Origin of the sequence: Sulfurospirillum barnesii SES-3, assembly GCF_000265295.1 — a bacterium.
GTDB classification, from domain to species: Bacteria; Campylobacterota; Campylobacteria; order Campylobacterales; family Sulfurospirillaceae; genus Sulfurospirillum; species Sulfurospirillum barnesii.
On record NC_018002.1, the window covers coordinates 103,999 to 119,092 of the forward strand.

18 protein-coding genes are annotated in these 15,094 nt (G+C 37.6%); 8 read left to right on the forward strand and 10 right to left on the reverse strand.

What is annotated here, in order from left to right; translation table 11 throughout:
* Positions 1 to 7: 7 nt before the first annotated feature.
* The 5 genes from SULBA_RS00555 to SULBA_RS00575 are packed head-to-tail and all read left to right on the forward strand — an operon-like array spanning position 8 to position 2,968.
* Positions 8 to 604 (forward strand): ABC-type transport auxiliary lipoprotein family protein, encoded by a 597-nt coding sequence (locus SULBA_RS00555; RefSeq protein ID WP_014768327.1) that lies wholly within the window; start codon positions 8 to 10, stop codon positions 602 to 604.
* A gap of 2 nt (positions 605 to 606) precedes the next feature.
* Positions 607 to 834, forward strand: a complete 228-nt coding sequence (locus SULBA_RS00560) for a DUF1104 domain-containing protein (RefSeq protein ID WP_014768328.1) — start codon at positions 607 to 609, stop codon at positions 832 to 834.
* The gene (locus SULBA_RS00565; protein WP_041671737.1) at positions 824 to 1,492 is read left to right on the forward strand and encodes a response regulator transcription factor; all 669 of its coding nucleotides are present in this window, start codon (positions 824 to 826) and stop codon (positions 1,490 to 1,492) included. The genes SULBA_RS00560 and SULBA_RS00565 overlap by 11 nt, the downstream gene beginning before the upstream one ends.
* Positions 1,452 to 2,639 carry a sensor histidine kinase gene (locus SULBA_RS00570; RefSeq protein WP_014768330.1) on the forward strand — a complete coding sequence of 396 codons (1,188 nt, stop codon included), beginning with the start codon at positions 1,452 to 1,454 and terminating at the stop codon, positions 2,637 to 2,639. The genes SULBA_RS00565 and SULBA_RS00570 overlap by 41 nt, the downstream gene beginning before the upstream one ends.
* On the forward strand, positions 2,633 to 2,968 hold the full coding sequence (locus SULBA_RS00575) for a hypothetical protein (protein ID WP_014768331.1): 336 nt from the start codon (positions 2,633 to 2,635) through the stop codon (positions 2,966 to 2,968). The genes SULBA_RS00570 and SULBA_RS00575 overlap by 7 nt, the downstream gene beginning before the upstream one ends.
* A 2-nt stretch (positions 2,969 to 2,970) precedes the next feature.
* Here the strand turns inward: SULBA_RS00575 and SULBA_RS00580 are convergent, their stop codons facing one another.
* The 8 genes from SULBA_RS00580 to rpsU form a co-directional block, all read right to left on the reverse strand.
* Positions 2,971 to 3,333, reverse strand: a complete 363-nt coding sequence (locus tag SULBA_RS00580) for a diacylglycerol kinase (protein WP_014768332.1) — start codon at positions 3,331 to 3,333, stop codon at positions 2,971 to 2,973.
* A 9-nt stretch (positions 3,334 to 3,342) separates the two neighbouring features.
* Positions 3,343 to 3,642 carry a hypothetical protein gene (locus tag SULBA_RS00585; protein WP_014768333.1) on the reverse strand — a complete coding sequence of 100 codons (300 nt, stop codon included), beginning with the start codon at positions 3,640 to 3,642 and terminating at the stop codon, positions 3,343 to 3,345.
* Between the two features lie 2 nt (positions 3,643 to 3,644).
* Positions 3,645 to 4,142 (reverse strand): YajQ family cyclic di-GMP-binding protein, encoded by a 498-nt coding sequence (locus SULBA_RS00590; protein WP_014768334.1) that lies wholly within the window; start codon positions 4,140 to 4,142, stop codon positions 3,645 to 3,647.
* 9 nt (positions 4,143 to 4,151) lie between these two features.
* Entirely contained in the window at positions 4,152 to 5,084 is a 933-nt protein-coding gene (locus SULBA_RS00595; protein WP_014768335.1) for a D-2-hydroxyacid dehydrogenase, read from the reverse strand.
* A gap of 3 nt (positions 5,085 to 5,087) precedes the next feature.
* Complete coding sequence (locus tag SULBA_RS00600) at positions 5,088 to 6,266, reverse strand: glutathionylspermidine synthase family protein (protein ID WP_014768336.1); 1,179 nt, start codon at positions 6,264 to 6,266, stop codon at positions 5,088 to 5,090.
* A gap of 2 nt (positions 6,267 to 6,268) precedes the next feature.
* A complete protein-coding gene (locus tag SULBA_RS00605) occupies positions 6,269 to 6,892 on the reverse strand; it encodes a UPF0323 family lipoprotein (RefSeq protein ID WP_014768337.1) in 624 nt (207 codons plus the stop codon).
* Position 6,893: 1 nt separating this feature from the next.
* A complete protein-coding gene (locus SULBA_RS00610) occupies positions 6,894 to 7,601 on the reverse strand; it encodes an integrase (protein WP_014768338.1) in 708 nt (235 codons plus the stop codon).
* A 132-nt stretch (positions 7,602 to 7,733) separates the two neighbouring features.
* The gene (gene rpsU / locus SULBA_RS00615) at positions 7,734 to 7,946 is read right to left on the reverse strand and encodes a 30S ribosomal protein S21 (protein ID WP_012855891.1); all 213 of its coding nucleotides are present in this window, start codon (positions 7,944 to 7,946) and stop codon (positions 7,734 to 7,736) included.
* A gap of 174 nt (positions 7,947 to 8,120) precedes the next feature.
* Here rpsU and SULBA_RS00620 point away from each other — a divergent pair, with 174 nt between their 5' ends.
* Positions 8,121 to 8,789, forward strand: coding sequence for a recombinase family protein (locus SULBA_RS00620; protein WP_014768339.1), 669 nt, complete (start codon positions 8,121 to 8,123; stop codon positions 8,787 to 8,789).
* 10 nt (positions 8,790 to 8,799) lie between these two features.
* Positions 8,800 to 10,158 (forward strand): cytochrome c oxidase accessory protein CcoG, encoded by a 1,359-nt coding sequence (gene ccoG / locus SULBA_RS00625; RefSeq protein ID WP_014768340.1) that lies wholly within the window; start codon positions 8,800 to 8,802, stop codon positions 10,156 to 10,158.
* Positions 10,159 to 10,208: 50 nt separating this feature from the next.
* Here ccoG and SULBA_RS00630 read toward each other — a convergent pair whose 3' ends face one another.
* Together SULBA_RS00630 and SULBA_RS00635 are read right to left on the reverse strand one after the other, a co-directional pair.
* On the reverse strand, positions 10,209 to 11,900 hold the full coding sequence (locus tag SULBA_RS00630) for a methyl-accepting chemotaxis protein (protein WP_014768341.1): 1,692 nt from the start codon (positions 11,898 to 11,900) through the stop codon (positions 10,209 to 10,211).
* Positions 11,901 to 12,096: 196 nt separating this feature from the next.
* Positions 12,097 to 13,788, reverse strand: coding sequence for a methyl-accepting chemotaxis protein (locus tag SULBA_RS00635; RefSeq protein WP_014768342.1), 1,692 nt, complete (start codon positions 13,786 to 13,788; stop codon positions 12,097 to 12,099).
* A gap of 115 nt (positions 13,789 to 13,903) precedes the next feature.
* Between SULBA_RS00635 and SULBA_RS00640 the strand changes: the two genes are divergently transcribed.
* Positions 13,904 to 15,094, forward strand: coding sequence for an MFS transporter (locus SULBA_RS00640; protein ID WP_014768343.1), 1,191 nt, complete (start codon positions 13,904 to 13,906; stop codon positions 15,092 to 15,094).

A 15,094-nucleotide genomic window follows, 5' to 3' on the forward strand; every position in this document is an offset into this window, starting at 1 on the left:
ATAGATGATGAAAAAAGAACTCTTAAGTGTCTGTGCTCTTTTGCTTTTAAGTGGATGTAGCCTGAAAGAGACCACGGTTAAACCGTATAATTACTCTTTAGAGCCTATGGTAAAATTGGAGCGTTATCGTAGCCACAATAAAGATGTCCTCAAAATTGCACGCATAGACACTCCTAGTGGGCTTAATTCCAGAGCGATTCAATACAAAAAGGGCGGAGCTATCTTGCCCTACAAATATGGAACATGGAGTGAGACGCCTAGTTTAAAACTTCAACACCTCATCACCGAAGCCTTGCAAGATCAAAACCATTTTGAATCGGTCATCTCTGGGACGTCAATGGCATCCAATAATCTTGTCCTTGAATCGGTACTACAAAACTTTGAAGAAGTATTTGATGAAAATGGAAAGTCACATGTTTATGTGAGTCTTCGTGTACATCTTGTGGAGCTTAAAAGCGGTGAGGTCTTAGGCAGTGTGCGCCTCTCTTCTAAAAAAGAGGTTACCAACACCAACGGTGCTGCAGGGACAGTGGAAGCGTTTAACCTTGCTACTGCTGAGGTGATTAGCCATCTTGCCACATGGCTAAATGAGGTTCGCAAATAAGAATGCAAAAAGCGCTTTTTATTTTACTTCTCTTCCTAGGGGTGCTTTTTGCAAAAGCCGATTTTAGCGAAATGAGCACAGAAGAGCTTATTGCACTTATAGGGTATGTGGAACCGCATAAAGAAGAGCGTTTTTTTAAAGAGTTGCAACGTCGTGAAGCTCAAATGAGTGAAGAGCAAAAAGCACTCTATGAGAGCCAAAAACAAAAAAGAGACAGTGGTGAAAAATAGACTTTTATTGTTAGAAGATGACACCAATTTAAGTGAAACGGTGTGTGAATTTTTAGAATCCAAAGGCTATGAAGTACTCCCTGTTTATGATGGGGAAGAGGCTGAAGAGAAAATGTACGAAGGTGCGTTTGATCTTTTGTTACTTGATGTCAACGTGCCTGTGCTCAATGGGTTTGAACTTCTCAAAAAACGTCGCAATGAGGGCGATACCACACCTGCAATTTTTTTAACTTCGCTTAATGCCATTGAAGATTTAGAACATGGGTATGCGAGTGGATGTGATGATTATTTGCGCAAGCCTTTCGCACTGAAAGAGCTTCTTTTTCGCATTGAAAGTCTTTTGAGAAGAGAGTTTTTTCACCCACAGACAACGCACATTGTGATTCATGAAACCATGACATATGATTTGCAAACGCATCAGCTTTTTAGTGACAATCATCCGATACAATTGCAAAACAAAGAGGCAAAATTGCTTAAACTTTTTTTGCAAAAGAAAAATGAAATTATCAGCCATGAGACACTCATGTCGCACGTGTGGACGTATGAAGAACAAGGCAGTGATGAAGCGTTGCGTACGTACATTAAAAATCTTCGAAAACTGATAGGGAAAGAACACATTGTTAGCATTAAAAAATTGGGATATAAATTTACGCTCTAGTGAAAAAAAGACATTGTGGTCTTTTTTGGGGCTCTATGCCTTTTTAACCTTGCTTATTTTAGCATTTGTGGCATTTTTATATTATGGGTTTGAGCGTGATTTGATGCTTCAAAATGAACGAGAAAGCCTTTCCAATCTTACCAATGAGCAAATCCTAAGGCTAAAATCGTTACATGTAAACTTTGACAAAGAACAAACCTACCCGAGAGATGAGCGTTTTAATTCTGCTATTTACGACAGTTCTCTAAAACAGATTTTCTCAACCATGAGGGCCAAAAATGTTAATTTGTATGAAGATATTTACTTGAAAAATAGGCATATTTATTTTATTAAGGAGTTAGAATCGTACTATTTGGGGGCTCGTTATATTGCTCTTGAAGTTCCAGAGCCACAGGGATGGAATCACAAACTCTACCGTAAACTTTTGCTGTATGGGTTGCTCATTTTTACGGTTCTAGGGCTGATTGGCTATGTTTTATTGAATTTACTCTTACGTCCTATGCGAGAGACTATTGCACTCTTAGATGGGTTTATTAAAGACACTACACACGAATTAAACACTCCTATTAATGCCATTCTCTCAAACATTGAGATGATAGAGCTGGAAAGCCTTGACGCACCTTTGGCACAAAAGATTAAACGCATGAACATTGCGTCCAAAACCATCTCCAATCTTTACGATGACTTGACCTATTTGGTACTTTCCCATACGCTTCAAAATTTTGATCAACCTGTGGAACTTAAAAGTCTTATTGAAGAGCGTATTGAATACTTCTCTCTTTTGCTTGAATCTAAAAAAATTACACTTACAATGACGCTTCAAGAGGGTGTTCTTCTTAACATTGACCCCAAAAAAATAGCAAAATTGATTGATAATGTTCTTAGTAATGCCATTAAATATAACACCATTAAGGGGCATATTTTTATTCGTCTTGATCAAGAAGGTATTGAAATTCGTGACAGCGGTAGAGGGATAGAGGAGGGCAAACTGTCTCAAGTGTTTGAGCGTTACAGCCGTTTTGATAAAAGTGTAGGAGGGTTTGGTATAGGGCTTAATATTGTGGCATCCATTGCCAAAGAGTATGGATTACATGTAAAGATTGATTCCAAACCCAATGAAGGTACATGTGTGAGGATTTCATGGTAAGAAAAACCTTTTTCCTTCTTTGTATTGGCACGCTTGTATGGGCAAAGCCCAGTGTCTATGAACGTAACTGCATTCCTTGTCATGAAGATTTGGCGGTGAAAATCGATAAATTTTTCTACCGTTATCTTTTAAAATACAGCTCAGAAGCTGAGGTTAAAAAAACGATGATTGCCTACCTCAAAGCCCCAAAAGCAGAAACGTCTATTTTGCAAGATGGGCTGATTCAGCGCTTTGGGGTCAAGAAGAAAAGTACCTTGAAAGAAGAAGAACTCACCCAAGCGATTGATGAGTATTGGAAACGCTACAACGTTTTTGAGCGTCTCCAATAGTTTTACATGTAAGCTTTAAAGAGGCAAAAAAACCACACCACAACAAACACGACAATACTTAAAAACACAACTGCACTGCCCACATCCTTTGCTCGTCCTGCCATTTCATGGTATTCAAGCGTCACCAAATCGGTCACCCGCTCAATGGCACTGTTCATTGCCTCAGCAATGGGCATCCCCATCAAGGCAATAAACATTAAGAGTTGATAACTAAGCTCCAGTGGCACAAAGTAGATCAAAGGGCTTAGGATAAGCACAAGGATAAGTTCTAAACGAAACGATGTCTCATGGGTGATAATATCTCTTAATCCTTTGAGCGCATAGCTTGTATTTTTTAAAAAATGGTATTTAGGTTGATTTCTCATGCTTTGCCTCTAGTGTAGACAGATATTTTTTGCCACGTACCATTTGACAATGGCCATAGTCGAGTAGTTCATTTCTTGTTGTTCAAAGGGAATGGAAGCAATGCGCATTTTAGAACTCACCACTCCGCTTACGAGGGTAAAAAAGAGAAAAAACGCAATGCCTATCCATAGATTATAAGCATATCCCACCCACGCCCCAACACCAAAAGGTGTGAGGGTTAAGAGCCCGTATAACGTCACTTGAAGTACCTTGCACCAAAATCCGTGAATTTTAGGAACAAGCTCAATACGAGGGGGAAGATGTTCCATGTTTATTTAAGATTTGTAAAGTTGACAGGAAAGTCAAATTCACACCCACGAATCGCAGCAATCGCCTCTTGCAAATCATCAATGCTCTTACCCTCAACCCTAACCACATCACCACGAATAGAGGCTTGAACTTTAAGTTTAAGCTCTTTAATCTCTTTGACAATTTTTTTGGCATCATCGCTGGAAATCGCATCAACAATACTCACCGTTACTTTTACTTTTGAACCACCTGCTGGTTCACGTTTAAGCTCTTTAAGTGCCTTACCTGAAATACCTCGCTTAATTGCCTCAGAGACCAATGCATCAACCATTGCATCTGCTTTTGTATCTGTTGTGGTCACCAAGGTAACCGTTTTCGCTTTTTCATTGTGGTCAAACTCACACGCAATGCCTTTAAAATCCCAACGATTGGTAATGACTTTTTTAGCTTGCTCGTACGCATCTTTAAACTTTTGCTTATCAATCTCTGCACTAATGTCAAAACTATGCTCTTTTGCCATACTCTCTCCTTATTGTCTTAAAAAATCTTTGATATTTTCACCCACCAAACGAATGAGCTCACGCCTTGCCTCCACACTCGCCCATGCAATATGCGGGGTGAGTATTAAGCGCTCTTTGTGCTTTACATGTAAGAGTGGATGATTTGCTTGCATCGGCTCTTTTTCTAGGACATCAAGCCCTACAAAAAGCTCTTTTTCATCAAGAATATTTGCTACATCAGCTTCATGTACAATGCCTCCACGTCCAACATTCACAAGAATCGCACCTTTTTTCATCAAAAGCAATTGTTCTTTGGCAATAAGATACTGTGTTTTTTCATTTAAGGGCGCATGGATAGTGACAATATCACACGTTTGCAGCATGTCTCTTAGGGAAATTTGCTGATACGCAGTATCTTTATTCGCTCCGCTGGTGGAATAATAAACCACTTCAGCGCCAAAAGCCGTAGCAATTTTAGCCACCTCTTTGCCAATATTTCCCAGTCCAATAATCCCCCAACGCTTCTTTTTGATTTCACAAAAAGGTTCTTGCAAATGGGTAAAAATAGAGCTATTGACCCATGCACCTGATTGTACATAGGCATCATAATAGGCCGCTTTTCCTAAAAGATTTAGCACTAACATAAACGTCGTTTGTGCTACAGATGCACTAGAATACCCTGCCACATTCTTAACCACAATGCCTTTATGGTTGGCATACGCTAAATCAACATTGTTCATGCCTGTTGCGGTAATGCAAATTAAGCCTAAATTAGGGCACGCATCCATCACTTCTTTGTCGATTAACACCTTATTGCTTAAAACAATTTTGGCATCCCCAATATGCTCAATTCTTTCATGAAGTGCTGTTGTATCAAAAGCCTCAAAGGTTCCAAATTGTTTAAAAAGACTTAAATCCGCATCATCACCCAATGTTTTTGCATCTAAACAAACGATTTTCATGTCTTAATCCTTGATGCGATGTGCCACAAATTTTGAGAAATTTTCCATGATAAGCCCACCTCGCCTAAACCCTAAGCCACATCCCTCATACGCAAAGAAGACGCCTGCTTGATAGGAGCGACCCTCACTGTCTTTTGGAAGTTCTACATAAGCTTGATAAATAGGCTTAAAATTACCGTATTCACCTTCGGTTTGTTCGATAACAGACATATCACGCTCATAAATAACCGTGTTAGCCCCTTCCCTTCCAAACGCTCTTTTTTCAACTTGTTTTTGACCTTTTAGAGGTTCAAACGAGGTTTCTAACAACAAGGGATGGTTTGGAAACATATCCCATAACACTTTCATAAAGGCTTTGCTTTGAAAGAGTAGGGTATAGGCAGGGTTGAGGATGATGGCTTTTTGTTCACGTACTATCTCATCCAATAAAAGTGCTAAATCACCCTCTTCAATGGCAATATTTTCCCAAGGAATGAGTTTAAACCAATACTCAAAATTTTCATCGCCCTTAAACACGCCCTCTTGATTAAATCCTACTTCATCCACATAGGCAAAATCGGTGTGAAAACCCGCTTCATTGGCGGCACTTTGAAGCAAACGCGTGGTATTCTCATCTTCAATATTCCCACGAATAGAGGAGAATAAAATCTTCCATCCCTCATAGTAGTGTGAAAAATCTTCTGTATCACCACCTAAGACCACCAGACGTTTAAAATTCTCTTTTAAAGCTTCAAAAACAGTGTTAAACTGTTTGGCTTCATCCATGCCATTGGCTTTAAGCATCGCCCATTGAATAATGGCTGTTTCATACAAAGACGTTGGTGTATCGGCATTAAACTCCATCAGTTTAATTGGCTTACCATCAATGCCTCCTGCAAAATCAAACCGCCCATACAAATGCCAATGCACATCATTTTCCCATGAATTTTTAATCAATTCAACCAAATTAAACGGGATATTAAGCTCATGAAAGAGATTGTTATCAATGACATATTGACCTGCCTGCGCAAACATATCATAAAGTTCATTCGCTGCTTCATAATAGGCTTCTACCTCTTCGTTGCTAACCAAAACTAACTCATCGGCAACGTAGGATGTGTTATCGTTGTCCGTGTGCCAATAAAAGCCAATAGATTCTAAAAATTCTTTGGTTAATGGCTTAATTTTTTCTACATGTAACATGATCACCCTCCTGAACTTTTAGGTACGCTTGATGTGGTTGCTGAGGATGAGGTGGTGCTTCCTGATTTGGAGCCAAAAAAGCCACTATTTTTAGTCGCACTGCTTGTAGTTGAGCTTGACATCGGTTTGTTAAAACTGCTTGTGCTTCTGCTATACGCTTGAGGGCTTTTATAATTGGCAGCTCTTTGATTTTGGTAGTTTTGGTTATTAAAAAGTTTATTACCAATCCAACTTCCAATCATCGCACCTGCAATGCTTGAGAGTAAAATACCTCCTAGACCCATATGTCCTGAGCTTAGCTCAGGGTTGGTCAACGCTGAGGTGTTGTTATCAATTTTAGCCGCTTCTTCTTTAACTAACGCATCAATTTCTGTTTGTGATAAAATACGCTCACTCCCATCTTTACTTCGTACAATGACACGGGTAGTAGAGCTAGGGTACTCCTCAGCAATTTTATACTCTCCTGGGGCTATTTCATCAACAATGACCAAGGCACCTTGTGTTTGTGCAGCTTCGGCTAAGACATTTTTATCTTCTTTTTGCTCACACCCTTGCATGGAAGCAATAACCATTACACCAATACCACCTGCAATCATATAATCTGAAATTTTACGAATATACTTCATTTTATGAATCTCCTAATATCTCTTTGAGTTTTTTACCTTTCTTAATAAATAACGTACCATTTTTGTCCATAACATTATTTAATTGGGATGCTTTTTTACTAAGAGTATCACTAATGTGTTGTTTCTCTTTTTTTGAAAAGCCTTTTTCTTTTAAATAGCTTCTCAAATCTCTCCAGTCACTATAGGTTTCAAAACAAACACTGGTTTCTTGATATATTTCCTCTTCTTCTAAAACATCTGCTTCTTCAAAGGGATGTACCACAGGGGGTGTTGGTATAGGTGTGTTTTGAAAGGAAGAGGGTGGCACAGGAGTTTCTGTTTGTGTAATTTGTCGATTTGCCAAAGAGAGTATGGCCTTGAGTTGCTCATCCCGCTCTTTATAAATCATTTCAATTTTCTCTTTTGATTCAATGAGCATTCTCTCTTTATCGGCAATGAGTCGCTCTTTATCGGCTTCTAATTTTTCGTTTTTATGCTTCATCTCTTCTAGTTGTGTTTTAAGAAGCTCAATATAGGCATTGTGCTCAGCGCTGGTATCATTTCTGCGCAGAGGAGCACTCTCTTTGAGAGAAGTTTTTGTTAACACAATATACTTCACCCCATCTTCAACGACACTTTGCAAAGAACCTCGTCGTAAACGATTGTAAATTGCCTCTTTACTAACACCCAAAAGTTTTGCCGCTTCTATAACCGTGAGTTTTTTATCCATTGTGTAACCTTTATGCTAACAAAAGAGATCTATTTGTTCTTAATGTTATCATAGCTTTGATTAGTTTATTTTGAGAGAGTGAAAATAAGGGAAATAAAGAGAGCCAAGAAGCTAACTTCTTGGCCGTGTGTGTTAGAGTCTTGACTCGTAACGGCGAAGCATATAAAGTTTTTTCAACTGTTTTTTGCGAGCGCTAATTTTATCTTTTTTGCGTTTTTCGGTTGCTGTTTCATAGAAACGTCTTGCACGCACTTCAGTTACAACTAGGTTACGATCAACTTGTTTTTTAAACTTTCTATACGCTTCGTCAAACGATTCGTTAGGATGTAATTTAATTCCTGGCATACTCTATCCACCACCTTTCTGATGAATTTGAAGTGGCATTGTATCAAAGAGCTTTTACATGTAAGCTTAAAATAGTGTAAAATGTATATTTTGACGATAAAAATATATTTTATATTGACTTCATACGTCAATATTTGTATACTTACATAAAAATGACAAAAAGGTGACAATTTTATGAATATTGCGCTTTTAAAAAATCAAAACAGAATAACGCCTGTTACGACACAACAAAAACAGATTTTAAAATATGCCCACCATCATAGTATGAGTGTTGATTCCACAGAAATTGAAAATTCTGAGTTTAGTTTTAGCCTAGAAGAGAGAAGAGAATTTCGAGGGTTTTTACGCTCTTTAAATGAAAATGATCATTTGATTATTTTTGATTTGCATACATTTTCAGAAAATACGATGGAGCTTATTAAGATTTTTGAATGTTTACTCAAGCGTTCTATTTCCGTTCATATTGCAGATATTAATGCGTGCATTCACGTTAAAAGTGAACCAGTGGCTTTGCTTGAACTTTTACTTAGACATCAAGAATTTCAACAAAATGATATGAAAGAGAAAAAAAATGGACGTCCAAAAGGGCGCATTTCAAAATCAAAATTTGATGTTCACCGCTCTTTAATTATTGAATTGCTTGAAGCCAAAGAGCCTATTACGCAAATTGCAAAAACATTGCATGTTAGTCGAACATCACTCAAAGATTATGTCAATTCACGGGGCTTAAAAGAACTTGTCAAAGCCAAGGTTTCTCTCTTAAAAACGCATAATGAAAAACTCTTTATGCCTAAACACACACATGAAAAAGAGTGTTCACTCAGTCAAATACTATCTGATTAAAGGAATTCATATGAATCAATCTGTCACTACGACCTTGTATAGGCAAAAACGCTATATTGTCTTTGGTATTATCACGCTTATTGCCCTTACTTTGCCATTTATTACCATAGATGGGAATCATTTTTTTCTATTGAGTTTTGATAGAAAGCAACTCCACCTTTTGTTTACCACCTTTGATATGCAAGAGCTTTATTTGATGCCGTTTGTTTTGATGTTCTTTTTTTTAACCATTTTCTTTGTCACAACATTGGGTGGGCGAGTTTGGTGTGGATGGTCCTGTCCTCAAACCATTTTTAGGGTTATCTTTCGTGATTTTATTCAAACAAAATTATTGGGTATTCGAAAAAGTATTCAGAACAAACAGCAAGAACCTAAAGAAAACTCTGTCTTAAAACGGATTCTTGCTATTTTGATTTGGGGTATGTTAGCACTCATTGCGGCTTCGAATTTTTTATGGTATTTCATTCCCCCTGAAGATTTTTTTGCCTATGTGCAAGATCCACTTGAACACACAGTGTTATATGGATTTCTTTTAGGGATTACTGCCTTTTTAATTTATGATGTGGTGGCACTAAAAGAGAATTTTTGTGTCTACATTTGCCCTTATTCTCGTATTCAGTCTGCCCTTTTTGATGAACATACAATTCAAACCATTTACAATGAAAAACGCGGTGGGCAAATTTACAATGCACAAGGGACAAAGCTCAGCAATAAACCACCACTTGAGAGTGATGATTGTACAGGGTGTGAAGCCTGTGTAAGGGTGTGTCCTACGCATATTGATATTCGAAAAGGTATGCAATTGGAGTGTATTAACTGTCTTGAGTGTGCGGATGCATGTACGCCAATTATGGCTAAACTGGGTAAAACGTCTTTGATTACATGGACCAGTTCGATTGAAGTTGAAAAAAACAAAAAAACAAACTATTTACGTTTTAGAACCATTGCATACATGGTTGCTTTGAGTTTGGTTTTGGTTGGACTTTTTGTTATGGGAAGCAAAAAAGAGTATATGCTTTTAAATATTAACAGAACCAGTCAACTCTATAAAATGAGTTCAAACAATCAAAGCGTTGAAAATGTTTATACCTTCTTATTTCAAAATACTGAAGCAAAAGACCACTCTTATTATTTTGAGCTTTCGCATCCTGAGTTAAAAATTGAAAAGCCAACAGAGCCATTTTTATTAAAAGCAGGAGAGAAAATCAAAAAAATTGTCATTATTTCTGCACCAGCCAAGGTTTTTAAGGAAGAAAATGAGAATCTTCCAGTTATCGTTAAAGCCTTTGCGTTAGAGGATAAAGAGAAAATTACTGTAGAGAGAAAGACTATTTTTATCTATCCTAAAAAGAGTGAAGTTCAACCCTAAGAATAAAGCGGATTTGATGTAAGGTCAAATCCGCTTTTACATGTAAAGAGTTAGGTTCTAAATTCAGAGAGCTTGAGATTGAGCATTTCGGTCATTTTGCTTAAGTGCTCAGCCGCACCTGCTATTTCTTCAACACTTCTAGCATTCTGCGCAGAAATATCGTTAATCTGAGCTACATCATTGATCATTAATTCAATGTCCGCCCCAGTGTTGAGATAATTTTCAGCGGTTTTATCGGAGACCTTTGTGGCATTATTCATCACATTAAACATATTGCCAATTTTATTTTCAACCCCTGTGGCTGTTGTGGCTAAAGATTCAACCTTCTTAGAATTAGAACTCATCTGCTCTGAACTATCCATAATGGCTTGAACAATAACGTTAATCGTAGCATTGATTTCTTGAAGGCTTTTTTGTGTTCGCTCTGCTAGTTTTCGTACTTCATCGGCGACAACAGCAAAGCCCCGACCATGCTCACCTGCACGTGCTGCTTCAATGGCAGCATTCAAAGCTAAAAGGTTGGTTTGATCGGCAATATCACCAATAACAACTAAAATATCTTTGACCTGTGAAGCATCTGAGCTTAACTGTTGAATTTTATGGGCAAGCTCAATTTCTGTAGCCGCACTGGTTTGAATTTCACGAGTCAGTTCTAAAATGGCCGTGTTGGCTTCTTTAAGGAATTGATTGGCTTTGAGTAACTCTTCTTTTCCTGCCTTTGCCTCAGTAATGCCTGTGCTCATCTCTTGTTTGAGGGTTTGTGCTCGTGTGGTTGTGTTTCCAACAATTTGCATGGATGTTTCTACAGAACGTCCTACTTCAAGAGAGGTTGAAGAGAGTTCATGAGAAATAGAAGAGTTTTCATTGGAAAGATTTTTTGCCTCACTGATAAGAATGCGTACCTTTTCAATAAAGCGATTAATGCTTTTACTGGCAAGCGCAATTTCATCATTTCCAATGACTTCTAATGTTCGAGTTAAATCTCCATCTCCACTGGAAAGATTATCCGCACGCATAATAAGTTCATTGAGAGGTTTAGAAATCGTACGGGTGATCATATACAACGTCACACCCAAACTGAGCAAAAGGAGCACAATGGAAATGCTTAGAAACGATTTTATTTGCGAAGCGGTGTTCTTATCTATGTTTGTTTGTAGCTTTTGGACTTCTTTTTGAACATTATCGACATAAATGCCTGTACCTAGCATCCAATTAAAGGGCTCAAAAGGGATAGCATACGCATATTTTAAAAAGGGTTCGCCATCTTTGACTTTTGGAAAGTAGTATTTTACAAGACCTCCCCCTTTTTTTGCAATCTCTAACATTTCCTTAACAAAAAAGACACCGTTCGTGTCTTTAAGCCCACTGAGATTTTTACCTTCTAGGGATTTGTTGGTTGGTAAAAGAACATTAGTGCCATCAGGGTCGTACACAAAGATATAGCCACTTTTATCATTAAAAAAACGTAGTACATCCAGTTTTGATAAAATGGCTTTTTTAATTTCATCATCGCTTGCACCTTTCGCTTTTTGGTCTTTATAGATAGCGTGTGCGGTTTGTTGCATCATCTCCATAATGGTTTTTAGCTCATTCTCATGAAATGAAAATGCACTTGTTTCATACTCTTGAAGAAACATTGTGGCATTGTTTTTTGTGTTGCTATAGGAAATAACAATAACACTTGTTCCTAAGAGTATCAATGACAGAATGAGTAAGAGTATCATTCGTGTTGATATTTTCATACGATTGCTCCTTTTTTATTAGCTTTGTGAGTTTGTAACATTCTATCATAAAAAAAATTTGATAGTAAAAAAATACTTCAGGATAGAATTGTACTTTTGGGATGTAGTGGATTGAATGCTTTAAGCGAAGGGGTTTTATTTACGTCCTGAAAAAGGGGAAATAAGTGTGTCTCCCCCTTCTTTTACATGTAAAGAGTTAGGTTCTAAATTCAGAGAGCTTGAGATTGAGCATTTCGGTCATTTTGCTTAAGTGCTCAGCCGCACCTGCTATTTCTTCAACACTTCTAGCATTCTGCGCAGAAATATCGTTAATCTGAGCTACATCATTGATCATTAATTCAATGTCCGCCCCAGTGTTGAGATAATTTTCAGCGGTTTTATCGGAGACCTTTGTGGCATTATTCATCACATTAAACATATTGCCAATTTTATTTTCAACCCCTGTGGCTGTTGTGGCTAAAGATTCAACCTTCTTAGAATTAGAACTCATCTGCTCTGAACTATCCATAATGGCTTGAACAATAACGTTAATCGTAGCATTGATTTCTTGAAGGCTTTTTTGTGTTCGCTCTGCTAGTTTTCGTACTTCATCGGCGACAACAGCAAAGCCCCGACCATGCTCACCTGCACGTGCTGCTTCAATGGCAGCATTCAAAGCTAAAAGGTTGGTTTGATCGGCAATATCACCAATAACAACTAAAATATCTTTGACCTGTGAAGCATCTGAGCTTAACTGTTGAATTTTATGGGCAAGCTCAATTTCTGTAGCCGCACTGGTTTGAATTTCACGAGTCAGTTCTAAAATGGCCGTGTTGGCTTCTTTAAGGAATTGATTGGCTTTGAGTAACTCTTCTTTTCCTGCCTTTGCCTCAGTAATGCCTGTGCTCATCTTTTGTTTGAGGGTTTGTGCTCGTGTGGTTGTGTTTCCAACAATTTGCATGGATGTTTCTACAGAACGTCCTACTTCAAGAGAGGTTGAAGAGAGTTCATGAGAAATAGAAGAGTTTTCATTGGAAAGATTTTTTGCCTCACTGATAAGAATGCGTACCTTTTCAATAAAGCGATTAATGCTTTTACTGGCAAGCGCAATTTCATCATTTCCAATGACTTCTAATGTTCGAGTTAAATCTCCATCCCCACTGGAAAGATTATCTGCACGCATAATAAGTTCATTGAGAGGTTTAGAAATTGTACGGGTGATCATATACAACGTCACACCCAAACTGAGCAAAAGAAGCACAATGGAAATGCTTAGAAACGATTTTATTTGCGAAGCGGTGCTGTGTTGGATTTGTGTTTGAAGTTTTCCCACTTCCATCTCAACCGTATCGACATAAATACCTGTCCCAATCATCCAATTAAAGGGTTCAAAAGAGACGGCATAAGAGAATTTTGGTAAAGGTTTTCCCTCTTTTACTTTTGGAAAATGGTATTTGACTAAACCACCACCTTTTTTGGCGACATCAATCAACTCTTTAATCAAAAAAACGCCGTTACTGTCTTTGAGACCTATAAGATTTTGACCTTGAAGTGCCCGATTGGTTGCTGTTAAAATATTTGTACCCGCATAGTCATACACAAAGATATAGCCGCTTTTATCATCAAAAAATTGTAAGACATCTAGTTTTGATAAAATGGCTTTTTTAATTTCATCATCACTGAAACCTTTAGCTTTTTGGTCTTTATAGATAGCGTGTGCAGTTTGGTGAACGATTTCCATGATAGTTTTTAGCTCATTTTCATAAAACGAATAAGAACTTTTTTCATAATCAGCAATAAAAGAGTTTGCATTCTCATTGGTGTTACTATAGGAGACACTAATGATGCTTATGGATAAAAGCAATAATGACAATACAAGTAATACGAGAATTCGTGTTGAAATCTTCATCTTTTTTCACCTTTTTGTGGTAGTTTTTGGCTTAAGATGGCTATTCTAGCATAAAAAAATTATTCATGAAAAATAAAAAGCGCTACAATGGCAGGCAAATTCTAAAGGAGAAGAAATGAAGCAGTATGTTACATTACTTCACTCCCATGCAACGCTTAGACGCTTGAGTTTAATACAGCTTATTTGTTATTTTGGCGCATGGTTTAGTCATATGGCTATTTTTACACTTTTAATTGAGTTGGGAGCGCCTGTGTGGGCACTGAGCACAGCAGCTGCATTTACGTTTTTGCCCTCAATGCTTTTAGCTCCTTTTAGTGGAGCGATTATTGACAAGGTCAATACCAAACGCTTTATGCTTTTTCTTACGGCTATTGAGATTGTAACTGTTTTTTGGCTCATGTTTATTCACTCTTTAGATGCGCTGTGGATTTTATTGGGGCTTATTTTTGTACGTATGGGTACAGGGAGTATTTATTTTCAAACCGAAATGTCACTGTTGCCAAAACTTTTAAATAATAATGAATTGAAACTCGCCAATGAAATTCACTCAATTATTTGGTCGATTTCTTATGCCTTTGGAATGGCAGTGGGAGGATTTTACATTCATTACTTTGGAACGACCAGTGCATTTATGGCCGATATGGTTCTTTATGGAATTGGATTTTATTTGCTTTTAGGACTTGAGATTCCTTCTTTAGAGAACAAATATGCTTTACATGTAAAAGAGATGATTGTGGGTGGTTTTGTTTATTTAAGGGAACATCCAAAAATTATACATCTTATTTTATTGCATGCCAGTGTAGGACTTAGTGCATACGATGCGCTGATTGCTCTTTTGGCAGATTATCAATACAAACACCTCCTTTCTGTCCCCTTAGTTATTGGTTTTATCAATGCCACACGAGCACTCTCTTTGGTATTGGGGCAGTTTTTTTTAAGTCGTTATATTAATTCAAGAAGCCTTTTTTACATTTTTGTGGCACAAGGGGTTAGTATTATGATTTGGGCACTCTTTCAGTATAACTTTTATCTGAGTTTTATAGGAATTTTATTGTGCGGGCTTTTTACCACAACCTTATGGTCGTACACCTATACCCTCTTGCAGTATGAAACCGATGAAGCATTTTATGGCAGAGTCATTGCGTATAATGATATGGTTTTTATGGGAGTCAGTACATTGGTTTCTTTTGCTATTGGTGCTTTCTTTGAGTGGGGTATGCCTTTGTCTATTATTACCTCTCTTTTAGGTGCAGGTTTTATCTTTTTTGCATTTTATTGGAAATGGGTGCAAAAAATTCACGACTGA

Excerpts from the sequence above, each read along its gene's own strand:
- rpsU (WP_012855891.1), bottom strand. The coding sequence starts at position 7,946 with ATGCCAGGAATTAAATTACATCCTAACGAATCGTTTGACGAAGCGTAT.
- SULBA_RS00560 (WP_014768328.1), top strand. The coding sequence starts at position 607 with ATGCAAAAAGCGCTTTTTATTTTACTTCTCTTCCTAGGGGTGCTTTTT.
- ccoG (WP_014768340.1), top strand. The coding sequence starts at position 8,800 with ATGAATCAATCTGTCACTACGACCTTGTATAGGCAAAAACGCTATATT.
- SULBA_RS00620 (WP_014768339.1), top strand. The coding sequence starts at position 8,121 with ATGAATATTGCGCTTTTAAAAAATCAAAACAGAATAACGCCTGTTACG.
- SULBA_RS00555 (WP_014768327.1), top strand. The coding sequence starts at position 8 with ATGAAAAAAGAACTCTTAAGTGTCTGTGCTCTTTTGCTTTTAAGTGGA.
- SULBA_RS00630 (WP_014768341.1), bottom strand. The coding sequence starts at position 11,900 with ATGAAAATATCAACACGAATGATACTCTTACTCATTCTGTCATTGATA.
- SULBA_RS00640 (WP_014768343.1), top strand. The coding sequence starts at position 13,904 with ATGAAGCAGTATGTTACATTACTTCACTCCCATGCAACGCTTAGACGC.
- SULBA_RS00595 (WP_014768335.1), bottom strand. The coding sequence starts at position 5,084 with ATGAAAATCGTTTGTTTAGATGCAAAAACATTGGGTGATGATGCGGAT.
- SULBA_RS00580 (WP_014768332.1), bottom strand. The coding sequence starts at position 3,333 with ATGAGAAATCAACCTAAATACCATTTTTTAAAAAATACAAGCTATGCG.
- SULBA_RS00575 (WP_014768331.1), top strand. The coding sequence starts at position 2,633 with ATGGTAAGAAAAACCTTTTTCCTTCTTTGTATTGGCACGCTTGTATGG.
- SULBA_RS00605 (WP_014768337.1), bottom strand. The coding sequence starts at position 6,892 with ATGAAGTATATTCGTAAAATTTCAGATTATATGATTGCAGGTGGTATT.
- SULBA_RS00590 (WP_014768334.1), bottom strand. The coding sequence starts at position 4,142 with ATGGCAAAAGAGCATAGTTTTGACATTAGTGCAGAGATTGATAAGCAA.
- SULBA_RS00585 (WP_014768333.1), bottom strand. The coding sequence starts at position 3,642 with ATGGAACATCTTCCCCCTCGTATTGAGCTTGTTCCTAAAATTCACGGA.
- SULBA_RS00610 (WP_014768338.1), bottom strand. The coding sequence starts at position 7,601 with ATGGATAAAAAACTCACGGTTATAGAAGCGGCAAAACTTTTGGGTGTT.
- SULBA_RS00635 (WP_014768342.1), bottom strand. The coding sequence starts at position 13,788 with ATGAAGATTTCAACACGAATTCTCGTATTACTTGTATTGTCATTATTG.
- SULBA_RS00600 (WP_014768336.1), bottom strand. The coding sequence starts at position 6,266 with ATGTTACATGTAGAAAAAATTAAGCCATTAACCAAAGAATTTTTAGAA.